This window comes from Pseudomonas sp. NPDC077186 (assembly GCF_044543505.1).
GTDB lineage: Bacteria > Pseudomonadota > Gammaproteobacteria > Pseudomonadales > Pseudomonadaceae > Aquipseudomonas.
On the sequence record NZ_JBITWE010000005.1, the window covers coordinates 186765 to 209734 of the forward strand.

Below are 22970 nucleotides of genomic sequence, written 5' to 3' on the forward strand. Positions count from 1 at the left end.
CCACGGGCGCATCGCTAGGGCACGGACCGGCGGATCGGAGTAGACTTGCCGCCTTTACGACCAGCCAAGAAGCCCGCCATGGCCCTGCCATCGACCACCTACAAGATCGAACTGAACCTCACCGACATGGACCGCAGCGTCTACGAGAACCTGCGCTTCACCGTCGCCCGTCATCCTTCGGAGACCGAGGAACGCCTGGCCGCGCGGCTGATCGCCTACGCGCTGTTCTATCACGAGCAGTTGGCCTTCGGCCGCGGCCTGTCGGACGTCGACGAGCCGGCGCTGTGGGAGAAGAGCCTGGACGACCGCGTGCTGCACTGGATCGAGGTCGGCCAGCCGGACAGCGAGCGCATCACCTGGTGCTCGCGGCGTACCGAGAAGTTCAGCCTGGTGGCCTATGGCAATCTGCGCGTGTGGCAGGGCAAATGCCTCGATCCGGTGCGCAGCCTGAAGAACATCAACGTGGTCGCCCTCGGCCAGGAGGCCTTGGCCGACCTGGCGCTGGACCTGCCGCGCTCGCTGTCCTGGAGCCTGATGATCAGCGACGGCGAGTTGTTCGTCACCGACGAACGCGGCCAGCACGAGATTCCCCTGGAGTGGCTGGCCGGCGAGCGCGGCTGAGGCGGCTCGCAGTCGTCAGGATTGCCAGAACTGCAGCAACGCATTGAACGACAGGCCAACGCCCACCGCCGTGGCGACTATGGCCAGAACGCCGAAGGCCAGCATCCAGTGCGGGTGCTGGTAGTCCTGGCCGACGATGCTCGGCTTCTTCGCCGCCCACAGAATGCAGCCCAGCGCCAGCGGCAGCACCAGGGCATTCAGCGCGCCCGCCACCACCAACACCTTCACCGGTTGCCCGACCAGGCTGTAGATCAGCGTGGAGCAGGCGATAAAGGCGATCACCATGCGCTGGTTGTGCCTGCGGATGCTCGGGTGCAGCGAATACATGAAGCTGACGCTGGTGTAGGCGGCGCCGATCACCGAGGACAGCGCCGCGGCCAGCAGCACCACGCCGAACACCTTGTAGCCGACCGTGCCCATGGCGTGGGCGAACACCGAGGCGGCTGGGTTGCTCGGGTCCAGCGCCAGGCCCTGGCTGACCACGCCGAGCGCGGCGAGGAACAGACAGATGCGTACCACGCCGGTGGTGAGGATGCCGGTGACCGCGGCGCGGGTGACCACGCCAACGTTCTCCACGCCGGTAATGCCGGCCTCTACCAGGCGGTGGCCGCCGGAGAAGGAGATGTAGCCGCCGACGGTGCCGCCGACCAGGGTGATGATCGGCAGCAGCAGGATCAGTGGATCGTCCGGCTGGATGCTGCGCAACAGGGCTTCCTGCAGCGGCGGATTGGACTGCAGCATGGCGTAGCCGATCATGCACAGCATCACCAGGCCGAATAGCTGCATCAGCCCGTCCATCACCCGCTTGGCGTTGCGCAGCATGAAAATGGCGATGATCAGCACGGCGGCGATCAGCGAGCCGAGAATCGGCGGGATGCCGAAGATCACGTTCATGGCCAGGCCGGCGCCGCCGATGTTGCCGATGTTGAAGGCAATGCCGCCGAGCACGATAAAGGCCGAGATCAGGTGGCCGACACCCGGTAGCACGCGGTTGGCGACGTCCTGGCCGCGCAGGTTGGCGACGGTGATCACCCGCCAGATATTGAGCTGGGCGCCGATGTCGATCAGCAGCGAGATGACGATGGCGAAAGCGAAACTGGCCAGGTACTTCTCGGTGAACAGCGAGGTCTGGGTCAGAAAGGCCGGGCCGATGGAGGAGGTCGCCATGATGAACACGGCGCCGCGAAGGACATTGCGCTGGCTGCCGGGCGCACTGCCGGCAAGGGTCTGGGTCGATTGCATGGGGTTACCTTCTCGCTGTTGTTCTTGGTGTCTGGGCAGGTAGGTGAAGCGCCCGTCTGACGGGCTGGCGGTCAGGCAACCGCGTGTTGTTGTTTTGGCTGACTCAGATCAGCGCCAGCTGCTCGTCGCGCAGGTCGCTGATAAACATGTGCCCAGGGGCGTGGCTGATCGCCAGGGCCGGCTTGGCCTGCATGACCACGGCCTGGGGCGTCACCCCGCAGGCCCAGAACACCGGTACTTCGCCCTCGCGCAGTTGCGCGGGGTCGCCGAAGTCGGGGCGTTCGAGGTCGGCGATGCCGATCTGTCGCGGGTCGCCGATATGTACGGGGGCGCCGTGCACGGCGGGAAAGCGCGAGGTCAGCTGGGTGGCGCGGATCGCCAGGGCGGCCGGCATCGGCCGCATGCTCACCACCATCGGCCCGGCGAGGCTGCCGGCCGCCACGCAGGGCAGGTTGCTGCGGTACATCGGCACGTTGTGGCCGTCCTCGATGTGGCGCACGGGAATGCCGTTGGCCAGCAGGGCGCCTTCGAAGCTGAAGCTGCAACCGATCAGGAACGCCAGCATGTCGTCCTCCCAGAAGGGCGTGATGTCGGCGACTTCCTGCTCCAGCACGCCGTGCCGGTAGATGCGGTATTTCGGCAGGTCGTGGCGAATGTCGGCGCCGGGAGCGATGCGCCGCGGCTCGAACGAGCCGGGGTCGGTCACCTCCAGCAGCGGGCAGGCCTTGGGGTTGCGCTGGCAGAACAGGAGGAAGTCGAACGCCAGTTCGCGGCGCACGACCAGCAGGTTGGCCTGGGCATAGCCGTTGGCCAGGCCGGCGGTCGGGCCGGCGAAGGCGCCCTGGCGAATCCGCTGGCGCAGTTGCGCCGGCGACAGGTCGGCGAGGTTCATGGCGTGGCCTCCGCGGCCTGGGGGGAACGCTGCCATTCGGCCAGCAACCGGCGCTGCTGGCGCTGCGCCTGGTCCAGGGCGATGGGCCGCAGGCGCACCCGGCTGCCGGGCAGGCATTGCGCCAGACGCGCCACCGCCAGCGGGGTGAGGGCGCCCAGGCGCGGGTAGCCGCCGATGGTCTGGCGGTCGTTGAGCAGGACGATGGGCTGGCCGTCGCTGGGCACCTGGATCGCCCCCAGCGGCACGCCCTCGGACACCATCGACTGGCGCGCGCACTGCAGCAGCGGGCCGCTCAGACGGATGCCCATGCGGTCGGCGCGCGGGTCGACCCGCCACTCGAGGTTGAACGCATCGAACAGGCTTTGCCCGCTGAAGTCGCCGACCTGCGCGCCGAGGATCACCGGCAGCAGGGCATCGCCGTCGAACCGGGCGATCTGCGCGGCGGCCAGGGCGCGTGGCGCCGGCGCCGGGCCCTGCCACTGCAGGCAGTCACCGGCGGTCAACGGGCGGCCGTCGCCGTGCAGGCCGCCGAGCGCTTCACGGCGCACCGTGGCGCAACTGCCCAGCACCGCTTCGGCGCGAAAGCCGCCGGGCGCCGCCAGGTAGGCGCGCACGCCCTGGCGCGGCTGGGCGAAGCGCAGGCGCTGGCCCTTGCCGATGCGAAAGCTGCGCCCAGGCGCCAGCGGCTGGCCGTCGAGGCTGGCGCCGAGGTCGGCGCCGGTCAGCGCCAGGCAGCCGTCGCGCTCGGCGAGCAGCTCGAAATTGCCCAGGACGATCTCGATCACCGGCGCCGCCAGCGGGTTGCCCAGCAGCCAGTTGGCCCAGTGGTGCGAGCACCAGTCGGCGCTGCCGCCCTGGGTCACGCCGAGGTGGCGCACGCCGAAGCGGCCGCCGTCCTGCAGGCTGGCGAGGGCGCCGCTGCGTTCGATCAACAGGCTCATGGCGTCTCCTCGAAGGGGCTGTCGTCGCCGCCCAGGCGCACGAACTCGTCGCGTTCGATGGCCACGAAACGCACCCGGTCGCCCGGGCGCAGCAGGCTGTAGCCGTCCAGCCGGCGGTCGAACAGTTGACTCGGGCTGCGTCCGATAAGGTTCCAGCCGCCGGGGGAAACCAGCGGGTAGATCGCGGTCTGGCGGTCGGCGATGCCCAGGCTGCCGGCCGCCACGCGCTGGCGCGGGGTGCTCAGGCGCGGGCTGGCCAGGCATTCGTCGACCAACCCCATAAAGGCGAAACCGGGGGCGAAACCCAGGGCGAACACCTGGTAGCTGCGTGCGCTGTGGCGCTCGATCACGCCGCCGATGCCCAGCCCGCTGCGCTGGCCGAGCAGCGCCAGTTCGGGGCCGACGCTGGGGTGGTACCACACCGGGATCTGCAGCTCGCGGCCGTTGGTGTCGGCCTGCGGAGCCAGGTTGTCGAAGGCCTGGGCGATCCGCGCACGGGCCTGGCGGTCGTCCAGTTGCTGCAGGTCGTAGTGCAGCAGCAGGGTGGTGTAGGAGGGCACCAGGTCCACCAGCGCCGGGCCGAAGGCGGCGCGCAGGCGCTCGCCGGCGGCCAGCAACCAGGGCATGTTGCTTTCCTCGATCCGCTCGAACAGGCGCAGGATCAGGCAGTCGATGCCGACCACCTCGATGCGCGGGGTCATGCCGGCAGGCTCTGCAAGGCGGCGCGAATGCGCTGCACCGCCGCCACCGAGGCGGCGTTGTCGCCATGCACGCACAGGGTGTTGGCGCGCAGTTGCAGGGCGCTGCCGTCGCTGGCGTACAGCGCCTCGCCGCGCGCCAGGGCCACGGCCTGGGCGACTATGGCGTCGGCACCATGGTGCACCGCGCCGGGCAGGTGGCGCGCCAGCAGCATGCCGGCGGCATCGTAGGCGCGGTCGGCGAACACCTCGAACCACAGCTGCAGGCCCAGTTCGTCGGCCATGGCCTGCGCCGCCCGGTCGTCGCGGGTGGCCATCAGCATCAGCGGCAGGCTGGCGTCGTAGGCGGCGACGGCGCGCATCACCGCGCGCAGCTTGGCCGGCTCGCGCATCATGTCGTTGTACAGCGCGCCGTGCGGTTTGACGTAGCCGACCCGCGCGCCGTGGGCACGGCAGATGCCGTCGAGGGCGCCGATCTGATAGAGCAGCATGGCTTCTATCTCGTCCGGGCTGCAGGCCATCGAGCGGCGGCCGAAACCGGCCAGGTCGGGGTAGGCGGGGTGGGCGCCGATGCGCACGCCGTGCTCGACGGCCAGCGCCACGGTGCGGCGCATGGTCAGCGGTTCCGAGGCGTGGAAGCCGCAGGCGACGTTGGCGCAGTCGATGAAGGGCATCACCTCGGCGTCCAGACCCATGGTCCAGGCACCGTAGCTTTCGCCGATATCACAATTCAGGAGCAGGCGGCTCATCGGGATCCTCTGGTTGTTTTTGGCGTGGCCCGAAGCTTCGGGTTGGGAATCTCGTTGACATGACGATGATAAAATATCGATAAAACATCAATATATTTTTTAAAAAACCTACCGAACGGTCGCCGTCCGTGGCGCTCGTGCTTTGCTGTATGCTTGCCACCCAACTTTCACCCGCGGCCTCGGCGGCCGTCCGCAGTCATGGATCGCAAGATGGTTGACGCCAAATCTGCCCGTTCCCCGCGCTCGCCCATCGTGGCGTCGGCCCACCTGGCCGAGCAGTCGCAGGAGCTCTCCGAGCTCGAATTCGCCATCATCATTTCCAGCAACGCCTTCCTGCGCTGGATGGGGCGCTGCATGCGCGCCGCCGGCGAGGTGGAGATGAACGCCCTGGACGTGATGGTGCTGCACAGCCTGACCAGCCGCGACCGCGCCAAGCGCCAGGCCGATATCTGCCTGCTGCTGAACATCGAAGACACCCATACCGTCACCTACGCGCTGAAGAAGCTGGCCAAGCTGGCGCTGGTGGAAGGCGAGAAGCAGGGCAAGGAGATGTTCTACCGCACCACCGAGAAAGGTCGCGCCCTGTGCCAGGAGTACGCCGACATCCGCCGCGAATGCCTGATCGCCTCGTTCGAGAACCTCAATATCGACCCCGAGGAAATCCATCGCCTGGCCGGCATGCTCAGGGCCATGTCCGGCCTCTACGACCAGGCCGCCCGCGCCGCCACTTCGCTTTGACCCAAGTGCAGCGCGTCCGCTGACGCGCGCGCCATCCCGGAACCGCCATGCGCATCGACCTTCGCCCGTTACCCGCAAGCCTGCCCGACCTGGGCAACCTGCCGCCGCTGCTGACCCGTCTCTATGCCGCCCGCGGCGTGCAGTCCGCCGAGGAGCTGGACAAGGGCCTGGCGCGGCTGATTCCCTACCAGCAGCTCAAGGGCATCGAGGCGGCGGTGCAGTTGCTGGTCGAGGCGCTGCAGCAGCGCCAGCGCATCCTTATCGTCGGCGACTTCGATGCCGACGGCGCCACCGCCAGCTCCGTCGGTGTGCTCGGCCTGCGCCTGCTCGGCGCCGCGCATGTCGATTACCTGGTGCCGAACCGCTTCGAATACGGCTACGGCCTGACCCCGGAAATCGTCGCCGTGGCGCTGCAGCGCCAGCCCGACCTGCTGCTGACGGTGGACAACGGCATCTCCAGCGTCGACGGCGTGGCCGCGGCCAAGGCCGCCGGGCTCAAGGTGCTGGTCACCGATCACCACCTGCCGGGCTCGGAGCTGCCGGCGGCCGATGCCATCGTCAATCCCAACCAGCCGGGCTGCGACTTCCCGAGCAAGGCCATGGCCGGCGTCGGGGTGATGTTCTATGTGCTGCTGGCGCTGCGCGCGCGCCTGCGCGAGCTGGACTGGTTCGCCCGGGCAGGTCGGGCGGAACCGAATCTGGGCGAGCTGCTCGACCTGGTGGCCCTGGGCAGCGTCGCCGACGTGGTGCCGCTGGATGCCAACAACCGCATCCTGGTGCACCAGGGCCTGGCGCGGATTCGTGCCGGGCGGGCGCGGCCGGGGCTGCGCGCGATCCTCGAAGTCGCCGGGCGCGACCATCGGCGCATCACTTCCACCGATCTGGGTTTCATCCTCGGCCCGCGGCTGAATGCGGCCGGCCGGCTGGACGACATGAGCCTGGGGATCGAATGCCTGCTGTGCGACGACGAGGCGCTGGCCCGCGACATGGCGGTACAGCTCGATCAGCTCAACCAGGATCGCAAGGCCATCGAGCAGGGCATGCAGCGCGAGGCCCTGGCCCAGCTCAAGGACTTGCCGCTGCACGACATGCCGTTCGGCCTGTGCCTGTTCGAGGCCGACTGGCACCAGGGGGTGATCGGCATCCTCGCCTCGCGCCTGAAGGAACGTTACCACCGCCCGGCCATCGCCTTCGCCGATGCCGGCGACGGCCTGCTCAAGGGCTCGGCGCGCTCGGTGCCGGGGCTGCATATCCGCGATGCGCTGGACGCCGTGGCGGCCAAGCACCCGGGGCTGATCAGCAAGTTCGGCGGGCATGCCATGGCCGCCGGGCTGTCGCTGCCGCAGGAACATTTCGGCGCCTTCGCCGCCGCCTTCGACGCCGAGGTGCGCCGCCAGCTCAGCGAGGACGACCTGACCGGGCGCCTGCTCTCCGACGGCCAGCTCGACGCCACCGAGTTCCACCTGGAGCTGGCCCGCGCCCTGCGCAATGCCGGGCCCTGGGGCCAGCATTTCCCCGAGCCGCTGTTTCATGGCCTGTTCCAGATCGTCCAGCAACGCATCGTCGGCGAACGTCACCTCAAGCTGGTGCTCAAGACCGAATGCGGCAGCGTGCAGCTCGACGGCATCGCCTTCAACATCGACCGCGAGGTCTGGCCCAATCCCACCGTGCGCTGGGCCGAGCTGGCCTACAAGCTCGACCTCAACGAGTTCCGCGGCAACGAGAGCGTGCAGCTGCTGGTGGCGCATATCGCCCCGCGCTGAGGGACAGGGCGAAATCCGCTGTAACCAAAGGTGTCGGCCGGCGCCGCCGAACTCTGCTAGAAACTCCTGGCGCCAGCGCCCAGTGCGGGCGCCTGGAACATCCGGAATTTCCCTGCACGGCCAGGGTCGGATGCTACGCCGCCCACCCTCAGGAGAACCCGCGATGAACACCAGCAATCTGCTCGACCAACTGCTCAAGGCCGGCCAGCAGGCCATGCAGAAATCCTCCTCCGGTCAGACCCAGGGCAGCGCCGGCGGCCTGGGCGGGCTGCTTTCCGGCGGCGGCCTCGGCAGCCTGCTCTCCGGGGCCGGTGGCGGCGCCCTGGCCGCCGGCGCGGTAGGCCTGCTGCTGGGCAACAAGAAGGCGCGCAAGATGGGCGGCAAGGCGCTGACCTATGGCGGCCTGGCCGCGCTCGGCGTGATCGCCTACAAGGCCTACGGCAACTGGCAGGCGCAGCAGGCCGCCCAGGGTGGCCCGCAGCCGGTGGAGCCGCAGACCCTGGATCGCCTGCCGGCGCCGCAGGTCGAGCAGCACAGCCGCGCCATCCTCAAGGCGCTGGTGGCCGCCGCCAAGGCCGACGGCCATGTCGACCAGCGCGAGCGCCAATTGATCGAAGAGGAGCTGGGCAAGCTGGCGCAGGACGCCGAGCTGCAGCAGTGGCTGCACGCCGAACTGAACAAGCCGCTGGATCCGGCCGACGTCGCGCGCGCCGCCGCCACGCCGGAAATGGCCGCGGAAATGTATATCGCCAGCGTGCTGATGGTGGACGAGGAGCACTTTATGGAGCGTGCCTACCTCGAGGAGTTGTCCCGCCAGCTCAAGCTCGACCCGGCGCTCAAGCGCGAGCTGGAAGCCCAGGTGCGGGTCGAACTGAGCGCGGTCTGAGTCTGGGCGCCGGGTGGGGCCGTCAGACCAAAAGATCATTCATCGCGGCGTCAACACTGGTTAGTCTGCCGGTTCGATGGACACGACCCGCGAGGATCTCATGGCGCAGCCGCCCCTGGACAGTTACGACTACCTGATCGTCGGTGCCGGCCCTGCCGGCTGCCTGCTGGCCAACCGCCTATCCGCCGATCCCGGCGTCAGCGTGCTGCTGATCGAGGCCGGCGGGCGCGACAACCACCCCTGGATCCATATTCCGGTCGGTTACCTCTACTGCATCGGCAACCCGCGTACCGATTGGTGCTACAGCACCGAGGCCGAGCCCGGCCTGCACGGCCGCGCGCTGAAGTACCCGCGCGGGCGGGTGCTCGGCGGCAGCTCGTCGATCAACGGCATGATCTATATGCGCGGCCAGGCCGCCGACTACGACGCCTGGGCCGCGGCGGGCAATCCCGGCTGGGCCTGGCGCGACGTGCTGCCGCTGTTCAAGCGCACGGAAAACCACTTCGCCGGCGCCAGCGCGCTGCACGGCGGCGCCGGCGAGTGGCGGGTCGAGCGCCAGCGGCTGTCCTGGGAGATCCTCGAGGCCTTTCGCGAGGCCGCGGCGCAGAGCGGTATCGCCAGCGTCGAGGACTTCAACGGCGGCGACAACGAGGGCTGCAGCTACTTTCAGGTCAACCAGCGGCGCGGCGTGCGCTGGAATGCGTCCAAGGCGTTTCTGCGCGGTATCCGCCAGCGCGCCAACCTGCAGGTGCTGACCGGCGCCGAGGTCGAGCGCCTGGAACTGGCCGAGGGGCGGGCGCGCACCCTGCAGCTGCGTTGGCAGGGGCGCACGCTCGGCGTGGCGGCGCGTCGCGAGATCATCCTGTGCACCGGCGCGGTCGGCACTCCGGCGCTGCTGCAGCGCTCGGGCATCGGCCCCAGGCCCTTGCTCGAGCGCTTGGGCATCGGCGTGCGGCATGAGCTGCCCGGGGTCGGCGCGAACCTGCAGGATCACCTGCAGCTGCGCCTGATCTACCGCGTCAGCGGGGTGAAGACGCTCAACCGCATCGCCGCCAGCCCCTGGGGCAAGCTGGGCATGGGCCTAGAGTACCTGCTCAGGCGCAGCGGGCCATTGTCGATGGCGCCCAGCCAGCTCGGCGCCTTCGCCAAATCCAACCCCGGCCAGGCCCGCGCCAACCTGCAGTACCACGTGCAGCCGCTGTCGCTGGAGCGATTCGGCGAGCCGTTGCACGATTTCCCGGCCTTCACCGCCTCGGTGTGCAACCTGCGTCCGCACAGCCGCGGGCGCATCGAGATCGCCGCGGCGGAGGCCGGCGTCGCGCCGTCGATCCGGCCCAACTACCTGAGCGACGAACGCGACCTGCAGGTGGCGGCCGACGCCATCCGCCTGACCCGGCGCATCGTCGCCGCGCCGGCGCTGGCGCCCTATAGCCCGCAGGAGTACAAGCCGGGGGCGGATTATCGCAGCGAGGACGATCTGCAGCGGGCGGCGGGGGAGATCGGCACCACCATCTTCCACCCGGTGGGCACCTGCGCCATGGGCCAGGGCCGCGACGCGGTGGTCGATGCCCGTCTGCGCGTGCACGGCATCGCCGGGCTGCGCATCGCCGATGCCTCGATCATGCCGAGCATCGTCTCCGGCAACACCTGCTCGCCGGTGCTGATGATTGCCGAGAAGGCCGCCGCGCTGATCGCCGAGGATGCGCGGCGACCGGTGCAGGCTGCGTCGCCTCGGGCTGTCGCGGTTATCGACTGAGCGCCGCCTGGTGCTGGAACTCGGCGCGATTGCGCCCGCCCTGCTTGGCCCGGTACAGCGCCTGGTCGGCCAGCTGCAGGGCCTCGCCCAGCTCGGCGTGATCCAGCGGCCAGATCGCGCCGCCGATGCTGCAGCCGATGGCGACGCGCCCCACTTCCAGCAGCACCGGCTGGCCGAGCGCGGCGATGGCCCGCTCGGCGACCAGGCTGGCCTGCTGCAGTGCCTCCTGGCCGGGCACCTGCAGCACCATGAGGAATTCGTCGCCGCCCAGGCGCGCCACCATGTCGCCGTCGCGCAGGCAATGACGCAGGCGCTGGGCGATTTCGCGCAGCAGGTGGTCGCCGGCGGCGTGGCCGAAGCTGTCGTTGACCGGCTTGAACCCGTCCAGGTCGAGATAGAGCAGGGCCAGGCAGCCCTGCTGCAGGCGCGCGCGCTGCTGCGCCTGGGGCAGGAATTTCTCCAGCGCCATGCGGTTGGGCAGGCCGGTGAGGGAGTCGTGGTGGGCCAGGGTCTCCATGGCGCCGAGGGCGGTCTGCTGTTGGGTCAGGCTTTCTACCAGATGGCGGATCGACTGGCTCAGTTGCTCGATCTCGCGGCTGCCGCGCAGGTCGGGAATCTCGCTGATTTCGCCGGCGCTGAGGCGATCGGCGGCGTCGGCGATCTGCCGCAGCGGGCGGATGAAATAGCCGCTGAGCAGCCAACCGAGCACGGCGAACAGCAGGGCCAGGCCGCTGCCCCACAGCAGGATGCTGAATAGCAAGCTGCGCGCCGGGGCGTAGGCCTGCTCCAGCGGCCGGCGCGCCACCACGGTCCAGCCCAGGCCGGGGTAGTCGCGGTAGCCCTGGCTCAGGGTCAGGCCGGTGAGGTAGTCGACGCCGTCCGGCCACTGCTGCACCGCCCATTGGCTGTTGCCCGGGGCCAGCTCGTCCAGCGCCGGCAGTTGCAGGCGCTGGCCGATCATCGCGCGCGGGCCGAGGATGATGTCGCGGTCCTGGCCGATGACGAAGAACTCGACGTTGCGGCGATCCTGCATGGGCCCGAGGATCGACTGGCGCACCTCGTCGGCCCAGCCCCAGGACAGGTGGCAGGCCAGCACGCCGCTCAGGCTGCCGTCGCCGGCCAGCACCGGCAGGCTGATGTCGACGAACTTCATCGCCTCGCCGCTGGGGTTGGGCAGCAGCTTGGCCAGCAGCAGCGCCTCGTGCACGTCGCCGATGAACAGGCCCTGGCGGCCCTCCAGATAAACCGGGCGCTGGGCGATGCTGGCGCCTTCCAGCACGCCGTCGCTGGAGGCCAGCACCTGGCCCTGCGGATCGGTGAAGCCGATCCAGGCGATGCTGGGTATTTCCTGCTGCAGGCTGTCGAGCAGGCGCCGTACCTCGCCGATATCGTCCGGCTGGCGCAGCGCCTGCAGGCTGCCCAGCACCCGCAGCACGGCAGCGCGGGCGGCCATGTCGCGATCCAGGCGGTCGACCATGACGTAGGACATTTCCGCCAGGTCGCGGCCGACTTCCTGGCGAATCTGCTGACTGCTGTGCTGGCCTATCAGGGTGCCCAGCAGCCAGCTGAGGGCGCCGACCAGGAGGGCGATAAGGAGGGCGATACGGCTGCGCAGGCTGTGCGATGCGGGCATAAGAGGGGACTTCCGGGGGCGGCCACTGCGTTCGGCTGGTGTTCCAGTATAGTGCGCCGTTGATCCAGAACGCTGTGATCGGTTGCCGATGACGGGCTGCCAGGGCGCCTGCGCTCGGGTATAATCGCCGGCTTTTCCGTCCGATTTGCCGCGAGCGCCGACTACCATGGAAATCAATCCGATCCTCAACGCCATCAAGGACCTGTCCGAGCGGACCCAGAGCATTCGGGGGTATCTTTGACTACGATCACAAGCATGATCGTCTGGTCGAAGTAAACCGCGAGCTGGAAGACGCCAGCGTCTGGAACAACCCCGAGTACGCGCAGAACCTGGGCCGTGAGCGCGCCATGCTGGCGCAGATCGTCGAAACCATCGACGACCTCACCGGCAGCCTGGCCGATTCCAAGGATCTGCTGGAAATGGCCGCCGAAGAAAACGACGAAGGCGCGGTGAACGATATCGTCGCCGAAGTCGAGCGCCTGCGCGAAATCCTCGAGAAGCTGGAGTTCCGCCGCATGTTCAGCGGCGAGATGGACCCGAACAACTGCTACCTGGACATCCAGGCCGGCTCCGGCGGCACCGAGGCCCAGGACTGGGCCAACATCCTGCTGCGCATGTACCTGCGCTGGGCCGACAAGCGTGGCTTCGACGCCACCATCATCGAGCTGTCCGAGGGCGAAGTCGCCGGCATCAAGGGCGCCACCGTGCATATCAAGGGCGAGTACGCCTTCGGCTGGCTGCGCACCGAGATCGGCGTGCACCGCCTGGTGCGCAAGAGCCCGTTCGACTCCGGCGCCCGTCGCCACACCTCGTTCTCGGCGGTGTTCGTGTCGCCCGAGATCGACGACAAGGTCGAGATCGAGATCAACCCGGCCGACCTGCGCATCGACACCTACCGCTCCTCCGGCGCCGGCGGTCAGCACGTCAACACCACCGACTCGGCGGTGCGTATCACCCACGTGCCGACCAATACCGTGGTGGCCTGCCAGAACGAACGTTCCCAGCACGCCAACAAGGACACCGCGATGAAGATGTTGCGGGCCAAGTTGTACGAGCTGGAGATGATGAAGCGCACCGCCGCCTCGCAGGCCCTGGAAGACAGCAAGTCGGATATCGGCTGGGGGCACCAGATCCGCTCCTACGTGCTCGACGACTCGCGGATCAAGGATCTGCGTACCGGCGTCGAGCGTAGCGACTGCCAGAAGGTCCTCGATGGCGACCTCGACCAGTACCTCGAGGCCAGCCTCAAGCAGGGCCTGTAACCCTTACCCTGTAGGAGCCAGCTGGCTGGCGATGCTCTAGGGAGCATGATCGCCAGCCAGCCGGCTTCTACCAAACCTCATTTGCATTTACGCGTCAGGCAGATAACGACCATGAGCGACCAACAACTCGACCCGCAAGGCCTCACCCACGAAGAACGGCAGCACGAAGAAAACAAGCTGATTGCCCAGCGCAAGGAAAAGCTGGCCGCCGTCCGTGAACAGGGCAATGCCTTCCCCAACGATTTCCGCCGCGACCGCCTGTGCGCCGAGCTGCAGAAAGAGTTCGCCGAGAAGACCAAGGAAGAGCTGGAAGCCGCCGCGATCCCGGTCAAGGTCGCCGGGCGCATCATGCTCAACCGCGGTGCCTTCATGGTCATCCAGGACACCTCCGGGCGCCTGCAGGTCTACGTCAACCGCAAGACCCTGCCGGCCGAGCAGCTGGAAGCGGTCAAGCACTTCGACCTGGGCGACATCATCGCCGCCGAGGGCACCCTGGCCCGTTCCGGCAAGGGCGACCTGTACGTCGACATGCAGAACGTGCGCCTGCTGACCAAGTCGCTGCGCCCGCTGCCGGACAAGCACCACGGCCTCACCGACACCGAGCAGCGTTACCGCCAGCGCTACGTCGACCTGATCGTCAACGAGGAGGTGCGCGACACCTTCCGCGTGCGCTCGCAGGTGATCGGTCATATCCGCCGCTTCCTCAGCGAGCGCGGTTTCCTCGAAGTGGAAACCCCGATGCTGCAGACCATCCCCGGCGGCGCCGCGGCCAAGCCCTTCGAGACCCACCACAATGCCCTGGACATGCAGATGTTCCTGCGCATCGCCCCGGAGCTGTACCTCAAGCGCCTGGTTGTGGGTGGGTTTGAGAAAGTCTTCGAGATCAACCGCAACTTCCGTAACGAAGGCGTCTCCACCCGGCACAACCCCGAGTTCACCATGCTCGAGTTCTACCAGGCCTACGCCGACTACGAAGACAACATGGACCTGACCGAGGAGCTGTTCCGCGAGTTGGCCCTGGCCGTGCTCGGCAGCACCGACGTGCCCTACGGCGACAAGCTGTTCCACTTCGGCGAGCCCTTCGTGCGCCTGTCGGTGTTCGACTCGATCCTTAAGTACAACCCGGAAATTACGGCGGCAGATCTCAACGACATCGATCGCGCCCGTGAAATCGCCAAGCAGGCCGGCGCCAAGGTGCTCGGCTTCGAAGGCCTGGGCAAGCTGCAGGTGATGATTTTCGAGGAGCTGGTCGAGCACAAGCTGGAGCAGCCGCACTTCATCACCCGCTATCCGTTCGAGGTTTCGCCGCTGGCCCGTCGCAGCGACGACGATCCGAGCGTCACCGACCGCTTCGAGCTGTTTATCGGCGGCCGCGAGATCGCCAACGCCTACTCCGAGCTCAACGACGCCGAAGACCAGGCCGCGCGCTTTATGCAGCAGGTGGCCGACAAGGACGCCGGCGACGACGAGGCCATGCACTACGACGCCGACTTCGTCCGCGCCCTGGAGTACGGCATGCCGCCGACCGCCGGCGAAGGCATCGGCATCGACCGCCTGGTGATGCTGCTGACCAACTCGCCGTCGATCCGCGACGTGATCCTCTTCCCGCACATGCGCCCGCAGGCCTGAATCCTGTGCAACGAGCCGCCTTCGGGCGGCTTTTTGTTGGCTGCGGCCGTAGGTTGCGCTGTGCGCACCGAGATGGGACTGGTGCGCGCGGCGCACCCTACCGGGATCTGGCCTTCTTGATTGCCCGATCCTGGGCGGCAACGGAGCCTTTTGGTTATTCGGTGAACCCATTAATCTGCTTATCAATAACCAGAATCCAGAGGTAAGACTGCCGTGAGCCGTGCGCCTGCCCCTCCGAGTGCCACCCAGGCGGCCAATGCCGTCGCCGAAAGCGTCCAGTACCAGGGCCGCAAGGCCAGCCGTCAGGGCAGCGAGCAGCGCCGCCAGGCGATCCTCGACGCCGCCATGCGCATCATCGTGCGCGACGGCGTGCGCGCCGTGCGCCATCGCGCGGTGGCGGCCGAGGCGCAGGTGCCGCTGTCGGCCACCACCTACTATTTCAAGGACATCGACGACCTCATCACCGACACCTTCGCCCTGTTCGTCGAACGCAGCGCGGCGCAGATGGCGGCCTTCTGGGACAGTACCCAGGGCCTGCTGGCGAATCTGGTGGGGCGCCTGGACGGCAGCGAGGCGGCGCGCCGGCAGCTGGCCGACGAGATCGCCGCGCTGGCGGTGCAGTACGTGCAGCGCCAGTTGCGCGAACGCCGCGACCACCTGATCGCCGAACAGGCGTTCCAGCAGGAGGCGCTGCTCAATCCGCGTCTGCGCGACCTGGTGCGTGCCCACCGGCAGATCCTCCAGCAGGGCGTCACCCACTTCTTCGAGGTGCTCGGTTCGCGCCAGCCGGAGCAGGATGCCGTGCTGTTGACGGCCACCATCGTGCGGATGGAGTATCAGGGCCTGCTGGACGGCGTCGAGCATCTGGACAGCGAGGGAATGCTGGCCATCCTTAAACGCTATATGAACCTGGTTCTGGGGTTGTAAACCGTCGGCCACGGGGTCGAACGGTCTTCACAAGGAGAGCGAAATGAAAGCCTGGCGCGCAGTGGTCGCCTTGTCCTTCCTGCTGTTGAGTGGCTGCCTGGTCACCTTCAAGGACCCGATTCCGGCCAACGAGGCGGCGCCCATGCCGCTGCTGGGCGAGTGGACCCGTCAGGACGAGTGGGGCGAGCAGCTCTATCTGGAAGTCAGCCGGGCCGGCTCCAACCTGTACAAGGCGCGCATCTACGAGGGCAGCCCGGACAACCTCGACAGCCTCGAGGAATTCGGCTTCACCGTCGCCCACCACGGCCGTCGCTGGTACCTGTCCGCCGGCCTGCCGAAGAGCCTCGGCGCCAACTTCGCCATCGCCGGTTTCGAGCTGACCAAGAGCAACGAGCTGGTGGTGTACAACCTGGATACCGAGCGCATCCTCCAGGACATGAGCAAGGGCCTGCTGCAAGGCGAGACGGTAAACATGCCCGAAGGCGACGGCGCGCTGATCACCAGCCCGCTGGACCAGGTGTTCGCCTACCTCGACGACCCGGCCAACGCCGACCTGTTCGTCGAGGTGGCGCGCTATCAGCGGGCCGCCGACTAGGAATTGCGATGAACAGCCAGCAGAAACTGGACGATTACCAACTGGGCATCCGCGCCCTGAGCGACCGCATCGTCGAGGCGCAGACGCCGATCCGCGTGCTCGATGCGGTGAAGTGGGACGACGGCGTCCGCGACGCCTTCCTCAAGGCCAAGGGCAAGGCCCTGCCGGCGGTGGATCGCGACTACTACCTGGGCCGCCCGCTGGCCTTCGACGCCGCGGCGAAGAAGCTGGAATTCCAGAACATCGAGCGCGACATCACCCGCCAGCTCGGCCAGTTCAACCCGGTCGGGCAGATCATGCGGCGCATGTGCAAGGAATACCGCATGGTTATCCGCATGCTCGAGGCGCGTGGCACCGAGGACTTCGGTCTGATCAGCCAGGAGCTCTACGGCGCCGCCTCCGATGCCTTCCATGCCGGCGACCCGACCCTGGCCGACCTTGGCCTGATGCTCTCGGACTACCTCAACAACATCGCCGCCCGCGGCGACCTCGAGGACGAGCCCAAGCTGCTCGGCGCCACCGATGCGGTGAGCATCCTGCAGCAGCGTCTGGCCGGGGTGTTCGGCGACGACACCATCCGCGTCTTCGAGTCCGACGGCATCCTCGCCGATGCCGCGGCCGGCGCCGACTACATCAAGATCCGCAGCGATGCGCGCTTCAACGAGCGCGACGTCAAGGCGCTGGAGGTGCACGAAGGCCTGGTGCACGTCGGCACCACGCTCAACGGCCTGGCCCAGCCGATCTGCACCTTCCTGGCCAAGGGCCCGCCCTCGTCGACGGTGACCCAGGAGGGCCTGGCGATCCTGATGGAGGTGATCGCCTTCGCCTCCTACCCCACGCGCCTGCGCAAGCTGACCAACCGCACCCGCGCCATCCACATGGCCGAGGAGGGCGCCGATTTCCTCGAGGTGTTCGAGTTCTTCCGCGAGCAGGGCTACGGTCTGGAGGGCGGCTACAGCAACGCCAGCCGGGTGTTCCGCGGCTCCTTGCCGACCGGCCTGCCGTTCACCAAGGACCTGTCCTACCTCAAGGGTTTCATCCTGATCTACAACTACATCCAGCTGGCGGTGCGCAAGGGCAAGCTGGAGCAGATTCCACTGCTGTTCTGCGGCAAGACCACCCTGGAAGACATGCGCACCCTGCGCAAACTGGTGGACGAGGGCCTGGTGCGGCCGCCCAAGTACCTGCCGCCGCAGTTCCAGGACATGAACGCGCTGTCGGCCTGGATGTGCTTCTCCAACTTCCTCAACCACCTGAGCCTGGACCGCATCGAAGCCGACTACGCCAACATCCTGTAGAGCCGCAAGTGACAAGCTACAAGCTGCAAGCGGTTTGTCCGATTAACTTGCAGCTTGTGGCTTGAAGCTTGCCGCTAACCGAAGGTTCCCCCATGCCCAGCCATCAACTCGACTACGAAATCCTCGGCAGCTCGGCGCAGTCGCTGGAGATCGTCCTCGACCCCGGCGAGACGGTGATCGCCGAAGCCGGGGCGATGAACTACATGACCGAGGGCGTGCGCTTCGAGACGCGCATGGGCGACGGCTCGGCCAGCGGCCTGCTGGGCAAGCTGTGGGGCGCCGGCAAGCGCCTGCTCACCGGCGAGTCGCTGTTCATGACCCACTTCAGCAATAGTGGAAAAAACCAGGCGCGGGTCGCCTTCGCCGCGCCCTATCCGGGCACCGTGGTGCCCATCGACTTGGCCCAGGTCGGTGGCCGGCTGATCTGCCAGAAGGACGCCTTTCTCTGCGCCGCCCACGGCACGCGCATCGGCATCCGCTTCAACAAGCGCATCGGCGCCGGTTTCTTCGGCGGCGAGGGCTTCATCCTGCAGCAGCTCGAAGGCGACGGCCTGGCTTTCGTGCACGCCGGCGGCACGGTGATCCGCAAGCAGCTGAACGACGAGACCCTGCGCCTGGATACCGGCTGCCTGGTGGCCTTCAGCGACGGCATCGACTACGACATCGCCCTGGCCGGCGGGCTGAAGAGCATGCTGTTCGGTGGCGAGGGCATCCTCCTGGCCACGCTCAAGGGCAGCGGCACCGTGTGGATCCAGAGCCTGCCGTTCTCGCGCCTGGCCGAGCGCGTCTACGCCGCCACCTTCCAGGCCCGCGAAGAGGTGCGCGGCGGTGGCAAGTAAACTGCGCCTGCTGCTGGCCGGGCTGCTCGGCGGCCTGCTGAGCGGCTGCAGCGGCCTGCTGTTCTATCCCGAACCGGGGCTGCCGTTCACCCCGGCGCGGGCCGAGCTGGAGTACCGCGACGTCCACCTGAGCGCCGCCGACGGCACGCGCCTGCATGCCTGGTGGTTGCCGGCCAAGCCCGGAGTGGCGGTCAAGGGTACGCTGCTGCACCTGCACGGCAACGGCGGCAACCTGGCCTGGCACCTGGGCGGTGCTTACTGGCTGCCGGCGCAGGGCTACCAGGTGCTGATGCTCGATTACCGCGGCTATGGCCTGTCCGAGGGCAAGCCCAGCCTGCCGGCGGTGTACCAGGACATCGACGCCGCCTTCGCCTGGCTGGAGCAGGCGCCCGAGGTGCAGGGCAAGCCGCTGATCCTGCTCGGCCAGAGCCTGGGCGGCGCGCTGGCCGTGCACTACCTGAGCGAACGCCCGCAGCGCCGCGCGGCGCTGCACGCCCTGGCGCTCGACGGCGTGCCGGCCAGCTACCGCGGCGTCGCCCGCCATACCTTGAGTCGCTCCTGGCTGACCTGGCCGCTGCAGGTGCCGCTGTCCTGGCTGATCCCCGACGGCGACAGCGCCATCCATGGCATCGCCGCCCTCGCAGGCCTGCCGCTGCTGATCCTGCACAGCGCCGACGACGAGGTGGTGCCATTTGCCAATGGCCGCCTGTTGTATCAAGCTGCGCGCCCGCCGCGCGCCTTCCAGGCGACCCGCGGGCAACATGTGCAAACCTTCGCCGAGCCGGCCTGGCGCCAGCTACTGCTGGAGTTCGTCAGCGCGCCGCAGGCCTTCGTCGAACGCCCGCCGGCCACCGAATCCGCAATCGAGAGTCCGCAATGACCGAACGTGACCCCATTCCCCTGATCCTTACCGGCATCGCCAGCATAGTCGGCACCATCGGCGTGCTCTGGTACTACGGCTACCTGCACATGGCCAAGCCCGAGGACGCCCTGCTGCTGTCGGACTTCACCATGCTCAAGACCGTGCCCGGCGAGGACTACAAGGTCTCGCTGAAGCCGGCCAGCCAGGTGGCGCAGTGCATCGACGGCGTGCTGGTGCTGTTCGACACCCAGCAGAAGGGCCTCACCGGCGTGCTGGTGGACAACAAGAAGCAGGCGGTGCGCTGCATGGGCCAGGACAGCCCGGCGCTGCAGTAAGGCGCGTCGCCGGCGGCGTACCGCGCGTGAGCGACACGCCGCCGACTATTGCTCGCTCAGTGCGCCGCGCCCTTGGCCTGGGCGCTCAGCTCGCGCAGGTACTTGCGCGACAGGGCGAGAAAGCGCGGGGTGGGGCCGATGTCCTCGTACAGCGGGTCGCCCTGTTCGTCCTGCGCCACCACCTGGCTGCCTTGCACATAGGGCAGGCTGGCCTCCAGCTCTTCCAGCGCCGCGCCGATCAGCTCGCCGAGCAGTTCCTCGGCGTGATGCTTGGGATACATCTCGGTCAGGGCCGCCAGGCGCGCGGCGGCTTCGATATCCAGGTGGATGTGGTATTGACTCGGGGTCAGGCGGCCCCGGGCGTTCTGTTCCCAATGGTTGACCAACTCTCGAATTTTCATGGCGTCACTCCTGATGGGTGGCGCTGACGGTGCGCGGTAGGCGGACGCCGCAAGCGCCTATCTCAAGCCTAGACCCGCTACGCGCGGCTGCCGCGCCGTGCGTCGCGCCCTTGTAAGAAGTTGGCGCGCTGGGCACTCTTGAGGCCTGTGTGGCGCAAGCCGCGGCTTGGAAGGAGAGGGCGATATGGCGGAAATCGATGCGCGCCTGCGTGAAGAGGTGCACTTGCTCGGCGAGTTGCTCGGACAAACCATCAGCACCCAGCTGGGCACCGAGTTTCTCGACAAGATCGAGCGCATCCGCAAGGGCGCCAAGGCCGGCCGGCGCGGCTCGGCGGCCGGCGCCGAACAGCTGGCCAGCACCCTCGGCGATCTTGCCGACGACGAGCTGCTGCCGGTGGCGCGGGCCTTCAACCAGTTCCTCAACCTGGCCAATATCGCCGAGCAGCAGCACCGCGTGCGTCGCCGCCGCGGCGACGAGCCCGAGCCGTTCGAGCTGCGCGTGCTCGACGAGCTGCTGGCGCGCCTGCTCGCCGCCGGGCAGAAGCCCGACGAACTGGCCCGTCAGCTCGGCCGCCTGGAGATCGAGCTGGTGCTCACCGCCCATCCCACCGAGGTGGCGCGGCGTACCCTGATTCAGAAGTACGACGCCATCGCCGCGCAGCTGGCGGCGCTGGATCACGGCGACCTGCTGGCGGACGAGCGCGAGCGCAGCGTCCAGCGCCTGCAACGGCTGATCGCCGAGGCCTGGCACACCGAGGAGATCCGCCGCAGCCGACCGACCCCGGTGGACGAGGCCAAGTGGGGCTTCGCGGTGATCGAGCATTCGCTGTGGCAGGCCGTGCCACAGTTTCTGCGCCGCGCCGACCGCAGCCTGCAGGCCGCCACCGGCCTGCGCCTGCCGCTGGAGGCGGCGCCGATCCGCTTCGCCTCCTGGATGGGCGGCGACCGCGACGGCAACCCCAACGTCACTGCGCGGGTCACCCGCGAGGTGCTGCTGCTGGCGCGCTGGATGGCCGCCGACCTGTACCTGCGCGACGTCGACCAGTTGGCCGCCGAGCTGTCCATGCAGCAGGCCAGCGCCGAGCTGCGCGCTCAGGTCGGCGACAGTGCCGAGCCCTACCGGGCGCTGCTCAAGCAACTGCGCGAACGCCTGCGCGAGACCCGCAGCTGGGCGCAGCAGGCGCTCGCCGCGGATGTGGCACCGAGCGCCGCGGTGCTGCAGGACAACCACGACCTGCTGGCGCCGCTGCAGCTCTGCTACCAGTCGCTGCACGCCTGCGGCATGGGCGTGATCGCCGACGGGCCGCTGCTCGACTGCCTGCGCCGGGCGGCCACCTTCGGCCTGTTCCTGGTGCGCCTGGACGTGCGCCAGGACTCCAGTCGGCATGCCGCGGCGCTCAGCGAGATCACCGACTACCTGGGACTGGGCCGCTACGCCGAGTGGGACGAGGCGGCGCGCCTGAGCTTCTTGCAGCGCGAGCTGGACAACCGCCGGCCGCTGCTGCCGAGCGACTACCGGCCCTCGGCCGACACCGCCGAGGTGCTCGCCACCTGCCGCGAGGTGGCCGCCGCGCCGGCCGCCTCGCTGGGCTCCTACGTGATCTCGATGGCCGGCGCCGCCTCCGACGTGCTGGCGGTGCAACTGCTGCTCAAGGAGGCCGGGTTGCGCCGGCCGATGCGCGTGGTGCCACTGTTCGAAACCCTGGCCGACCTGGACAACGCCGGCCCGGTGATCGACCGCCTGCTCGGCCTGCCGGGCTACCGCGCACGCCTGCACGGGCCGCAGGAGGTGATGATCGGCTACTCCGACTCGGCCAAGGACGCCGGCACCACCGCCGCCGCCTGGGCCCAGTACCGCGCCCAGGAAGAGCTGGTGCGCCTGTGCCGCGAGCATCAGGTCGAGTTGTTGCTGTTCCACGGCCGCGGCGGCACCGTCGGCCGCGGCGGCGGTCCGGCCCACGCGGCGATCCTGTCGCAGCCGCCGGGCTCGGTGGCCGGACGCTTCCGTACCACCGAGCAGGGCGAAATGATCCGCTTCAAGTTCGGCCTGCCGGACATCGCCGAACAGAACCTCAACCTCTACCTGGCCGCCGTGCTGGAGGCCACCCTGCTGCCGCCGCCGGCCCCCGAGCCGAGCTGGCGGGCGATGATGGATCGCCTGGCCGCCGCCGGCGTGAGTGCCTACCGCGGCGTGGTGCGCGAGCACCCGCAGTTCGTCGAGTACTTCCGCCAGGCCACCCCGGAGCAGGAGCTGGGGCGCCTGCCGCTGGGCAGTCGCCCGGCCAAGCGCCGCGAGGGCGGGGTGGAGAGCCTGCGGGCGATTCCGTGGATCTTCGCCTGGACCCAGACGCGGCTGATGCTGCCGGCCTGGCTCGGCTGGGAGCAGGCCCTCGGCCAGGCCCTGGCCGGCGGCGACGGCGAGCTGCTGAAAGGCATGCGCGAGCGCTGGCCGTTCTTCCGCACCCGCATCGACATGCTCGAGATGGTGCTGGCCAAGGCCGACGCCAGCATCGCCGCGCTGTACGACGAGCGTCTGGTCGAGCCGGCGCTGCGTCCGCTGGGTGCGCAGTTACGCGACCTATTGTCGCAGGCCTGCGCCGCGGTGCTGGAGTTGACCGGGCAGTCGCGGCTGCTCGCGCACAGCGCCGAGACCCTGGAATCGATCAGCGTGCGCAACACCTACCTCGATCCCCTGCACCTGTTGCAGGCCGAGCTGCTGGCGCGCTGCCGGCTGCGTGAACAGGCGCCGGAGAGCCCTCTGGAGCAGGCGCTGCTGGTCAGCGTGGCGGGTATCGCCGCCGGTTTGCGCAATACCGGTTGAGCCGCCGCGCGGCTGCGCGGGCACCCGGGCAAGGCGCGTGCGCAGCGGCGTCCGAGCCGTCGGCAGGAGGGTTTTTATCCGA

General features: G+C 68.5%; 21 protein-coding genes. 14 read left to right on the top strand and 7 right to left on the bottom strand.

Annotated elements, in window-relative coordinates; translation table 11 throughout:
• The first annotated feature begins 78 nt into the window (after positions 1-78).
• Positions 79-621, top strand: a complete 543-nt coding sequence (locus ACIGKL_RS19080; protein ID WP_397488029.1) for a YaeQ family protein — start codon at positions 79-81, stop codon at positions 619-621.
• A gap of 15 nt (positions 622-636) precedes the next feature.
• On the opposite strand, the gene ACIGKL_RS19085 is transcribed toward ACIGKL_RS19080, so the two are convergent.
• The 5 genes from ACIGKL_RS19085 to ACIGKL_RS19105 all read right to left on the bottom strand — a co-directional run bounded on the left by ACIGKL_RS19085 (position 637) and on the right by ACIGKL_RS19105 (position 5143).
• A complete protein-coding gene (locus ACIGKL_RS19085; protein WP_397488030.1) occupies positions 637-1863 on the bottom strand; it encodes an NRAMP family divalent metal transporter in 1227 nt (408 codons plus the stop codon).
• Between the two features lie 103 nt (positions 1864-1966).
• Complete coding sequence (locus ACIGKL_RS19090; RefSeq protein ID WP_397488031.1) at positions 1967-2755, bottom strand: putative hydro-lyase; 789 nt, start codon at positions 2753-2755, stop codon at positions 1967-1969.
• The gene (locus tag ACIGKL_RS19095; RefSeq protein WP_397488032.1) at positions 2752-3696 is read right to left on the bottom strand and encodes a biotin-dependent carboxyltransferase family protein; all 945 of its coding nucleotides are present in this window, start codon (positions 3694-3696) and stop codon (positions 2752-2754) included. The genes ACIGKL_RS19090 and ACIGKL_RS19095 overlap by 4 nt, the downstream gene beginning before the upstream one ends.
• Entirely contained in the window at positions 3693-4397 is a 705-nt protein-coding gene (pxpB, locus tag ACIGKL_RS19100; protein ID WP_397488033.1) for a 5-oxoprolinase subunit PxpB, read from the bottom strand. Before pxpB ends, ACIGKL_RS19095 begins: the two co-directional genes overlap by 4 nt.
• Complete coding sequence (locus ACIGKL_RS19105; protein WP_397488034.1) at positions 4394-5143, bottom strand: 5-oxoprolinase subunit PxpA; 750 nt, start codon at positions 5141-5143, stop codon at positions 4394-4396. The genes pxpB and ACIGKL_RS19105 overlap by 4 nt, the downstream gene beginning before the upstream one ends.
• Positions 5144-5353: 210 nt before the next feature.
• On the opposite strand from ACIGKL_RS19105, the gene ACIGKL_RS19110 reads away from it, so the two are divergent.
• From ACIGKL_RS19110 to ACIGKL_RS19125, 4 genes are all read left to right on the top strand, one after another.
• Positions 5354-5881 carry a winged helix DNA-binding protein gene (locus ACIGKL_RS19110; RefSeq protein ID WP_397488035.1) on the top strand — a complete coding sequence of 176 codons (528 nt, stop codon included), beginning with the start codon at positions 5354-5356 and terminating at the stop codon, positions 5879-5881.
• Positions 5882-5928: 47 nt separating this feature from the next.
• Positions 5929-7644 (top strand): single-stranded-DNA-specific exonuclease RecJ, encoded by a 1716-nt coding sequence (gene recJ, locus ACIGKL_RS19115; protein WP_397488036.1) that lies wholly within the window; start codon positions 5929-5931, stop codon positions 7642-7644.
• A 163-nt stretch (positions 7645-7807) separates the two neighbouring features.
• On the top strand, positions 7808-8530 hold the full coding sequence (locus ACIGKL_RS19120) for a tellurite resistance TerB family protein (RefSeq protein ID WP_397488037.1): 723 nt from the start codon (positions 7808-7810) through the stop codon (positions 8528-8530).
• 100 nt (positions 8531-8630) lie between these two features.
• A complete protein-coding gene (locus tag ACIGKL_RS19125) occupies positions 8631-10286 on the top strand; it encodes a GMC family oxidoreductase (RefSeq protein WP_397488038.1) in 1656 nt (551 codons plus the stop codon).
• Here ACIGKL_RS19125 and ACIGKL_RS19130 read toward each other — a convergent pair.
• Entirely contained in the window at positions 10276-11919 is a 1644-nt protein-coding gene (locus ACIGKL_RS19130; protein WP_397488039.1) for a diguanylate cyclase domain-containing protein, read from the bottom strand. The genes ACIGKL_RS19125 and ACIGKL_RS19130 overlap by 11 nt on opposite strands.
• A gap of 166 nt (positions 11920-12085) precedes the next feature.
• Between ACIGKL_RS19130 and prfB the strand changes: the two genes are divergently transcribed.
• The 8 genes from prfB to ACIGKL_RS19170 all read left to right on the top strand — a co-directional run bounded on the left by prfB (position 12086) and on the right by ACIGKL_RS19170 (position 19666).
• Positions 12086-13181, top strand: a protein-coding gene (prfB, locus tag ACIGKL_RS19135; protein ID WP_397488040.1) for a peptide chain release factor 2 whose coding sequence is annotated in 2 segments (ribosomal slippage) — positions 12086-12157 and positions 12159-13181 — 1095 coding nt in all. Because the reading frame shifts where the segments join, the coding sequence is not laid out codon by codon here.
• A gap of 111 nt (positions 13182-13292) precedes the next feature.
• Positions 13293-14810: a lysine--tRNA ligase gene (gene lysS, locus ACIGKL_RS19140; RefSeq protein WP_397488041.1), complete on the top strand. Its 1518-nt coding sequence runs from the start codon at positions 13293-13295 to the stop codon at positions 14808-14810.
• Positions 14811-15023: 213 nt separating this feature from the next.
• Positions 15024-15737, top strand: a complete 714-nt coding sequence (locus ACIGKL_RS19145; RefSeq protein ID WP_397488042.1) for a TetR/AcrR family transcriptional regulator — start codon at positions 15024-15026, stop codon at positions 15735-15737.
• A gap of 43 nt (positions 15738-15780) precedes the next feature.
• The gene (locus ACIGKL_RS19150) at positions 15781-16332 is read left to right on the top strand and encodes a hypothetical protein (RefSeq protein ID WP_397488043.1); all 552 of its coding nucleotides are present in this window, start codon (positions 15781-15783) and stop codon (positions 16330-16332) included.
• 8 nt (positions 16333-16340) lie between these two features.
• Positions 16341-17630 (top strand): flavohemoglobin expression-modulating QEGLA motif protein, encoded by a 1290-nt coding sequence (locus ACIGKL_RS19155; RefSeq protein WP_021446416.1) that lies wholly within the window; start codon positions 16341-16343, stop codon positions 17628-17630.
• A 92-nt stretch (positions 17631-17722) separates the two neighbouring features.
• Positions 17723-18469 carry a TIGR00266 family protein gene (locus ACIGKL_RS19160; protein WP_397488044.1) on the top strand — a complete coding sequence of 249 codons (747 nt, stop codon included), beginning with the start codon at positions 17723-17725 and terminating at the stop codon, positions 18467-18469.
• Positions 18459-19349 (top strand): alpha/beta hydrolase, encoded by an 891-nt coding sequence (locus ACIGKL_RS19165; RefSeq protein ID WP_397488045.1) that lies wholly within the window; start codon positions 18459-18461, stop codon positions 19347-19349. The genes ACIGKL_RS19160 and ACIGKL_RS19165 overlap by 11 nt, the downstream gene beginning before the upstream one ends.
• Positions 19346-19666, top strand: coding sequence for a hypothetical protein (locus tag ACIGKL_RS19170; RefSeq protein ID WP_397488046.1), 321 nt, complete (start codon positions 19346-19348; stop codon positions 19664-19666). Before ACIGKL_RS19165 ends, ACIGKL_RS19170 begins: the two co-directional genes overlap by 4 nt.
• A gap of 56 nt (positions 19667-19722) precedes the next feature.
• Here ACIGKL_RS19170 and ACIGKL_RS19175 read toward each other — a convergent pair whose 3' ends face one another.
• Positions 19723-20067, bottom strand: a complete 345-nt coding sequence (locus ACIGKL_RS19175) for a hypothetical protein (protein WP_021446420.1) — start codon at positions 20065-20067, stop codon at positions 19723-19725.
• A gap of 184 nt (positions 20068-20251) precedes the next feature.
• On the opposite strand from ACIGKL_RS19175, the gene ppc reads away from it, so the two are divergent.
• Positions 20252-22888 (top strand): phosphoenolpyruvate carboxylase, encoded by a 2637-nt coding sequence (ppc, locus tag ACIGKL_RS19180; protein ID WP_397488047.1) that lies wholly within the window; start codon positions 20252-20254, stop codon positions 22886-22888.
• Positions 22889-22970 lie beyond the last annotated feature (82 nt).

Bases quoted from the DNA above. Each gene is read 5' to 3' on its own strand.
- ACIGKL_RS19095 (WP_397488032.1), bottom strand. From the start codon at position 3,696: ATGAGCCTGTTGATCGAACGCAGCGGCGCCCTCGCCAGCCTGCAGGAC.
- pxpB (WP_397488033.1), bottom strand. From the start codon at position 4,397: ATGACCCCGCGCATCGAGGTGGTCGGCATCGACTGCCTGATCCTGCGC.
- ACIGKL_RS19150 (WP_397488043.1), top strand. From the start codon at position 15,781: ATGAAAGCCTGGCGCGCAGTGGTCGCCTTGTCCTTCCTGCTGTTGAGT.
- ACIGKL_RS19105 (WP_397488034.1), bottom strand. From the start codon at position 5,143: ATGAGCCGCCTGCTCCTGAATTGTGATATCGGCGAAAGCTACGGTGCC.
- ppc (WP_397488047.1), top strand. From the start codon at position 20,252: ATGGCGGAAATCGATGCGCGCCTGCGTGAAGAGGTGCACTTGCTCGGC.
- ACIGKL_RS19120 (WP_397488037.1), top strand. From the start codon at position 7,808: ATGAACACCAGCAATCTGCTCGACCAACTGCTCAAGGCCGGCCAGCAG.
- ACIGKL_RS19080 (WP_397488029.1), top strand. From the start codon at position 79: ATGGCCCTGCCATCGACCACCTACAAGATCGAACTGAACCTCACCGAC.
- ACIGKL_RS19085 (WP_397488030.1), bottom strand. From the start codon at position 1,863: ATGCAATCGACCCAGACCCTTGCCGGCAGTGCGCCCGGCAGCCAGCGC.
- ACIGKL_RS19155 (WP_021446416.1), top strand. From the start codon at position 16,341: ATGAACAGCCAGCAGAAACTGGACGATTACCAACTGGGCATCCGCGCC.
- ACIGKL_RS19130 (WP_397488039.1), bottom strand. From the start codon at position 11,919: ATGCCCGCATCGCACAGCCTGCGCAGCCGTATCGCCCTCCTTATCGCC.
- ACIGKL_RS19170 (WP_397488046.1), top strand. From the start codon at position 19,346: ATGACCGAACGTGACCCCATTCCCCTGATCCTTACCGGCATCGCCAGC.
- ACIGKL_RS19110 (WP_397488035.1), top strand. From the start codon at position 5,354: ATGGTTGACGCCAAATCTGCCCGTTCCCCGCGCTCGCCCATCGTGGCG.
- recJ (WP_397488036.1), top strand. From the start codon at position 5,929: ATGCGCATCGACCTTCGCCCGTTACCCGCAAGCCTGCCCGACCTGGGC.
- ACIGKL_RS19160 (WP_397488044.1), top strand. From the start codon at position 17,723: ATGCCCAGCCATCAACTCGACTACGAAATCCTCGGCAGCTCGGCGCAG.
- ACIGKL_RS19090 (WP_397488031.1), bottom strand. From the start codon at position 2,755: ATGAACCTCGCCGACCTGTCGCCGGCGCAACTGCGCCAGCGGATTCGC.
- lysS (WP_397488041.1), top strand. From the start codon at position 13,293: ATGAGCGACCAACAACTCGACCCGCAAGGCCTCACCCACGAAGAACGG.
- ACIGKL_RS19175 (WP_021446420.1), bottom strand. From the start codon at position 20,067: ATGAAAATTCGAGAGTTGGTCAACCATTGGGAACAGAACGCCCGGGGC.
- ACIGKL_RS19125 (WP_397488038.1), top strand. From the start codon at position 8,631: ATGGCGCAGCCGCCCCTGGACAGTTACGACTACCTGATCGTCGGTGCC.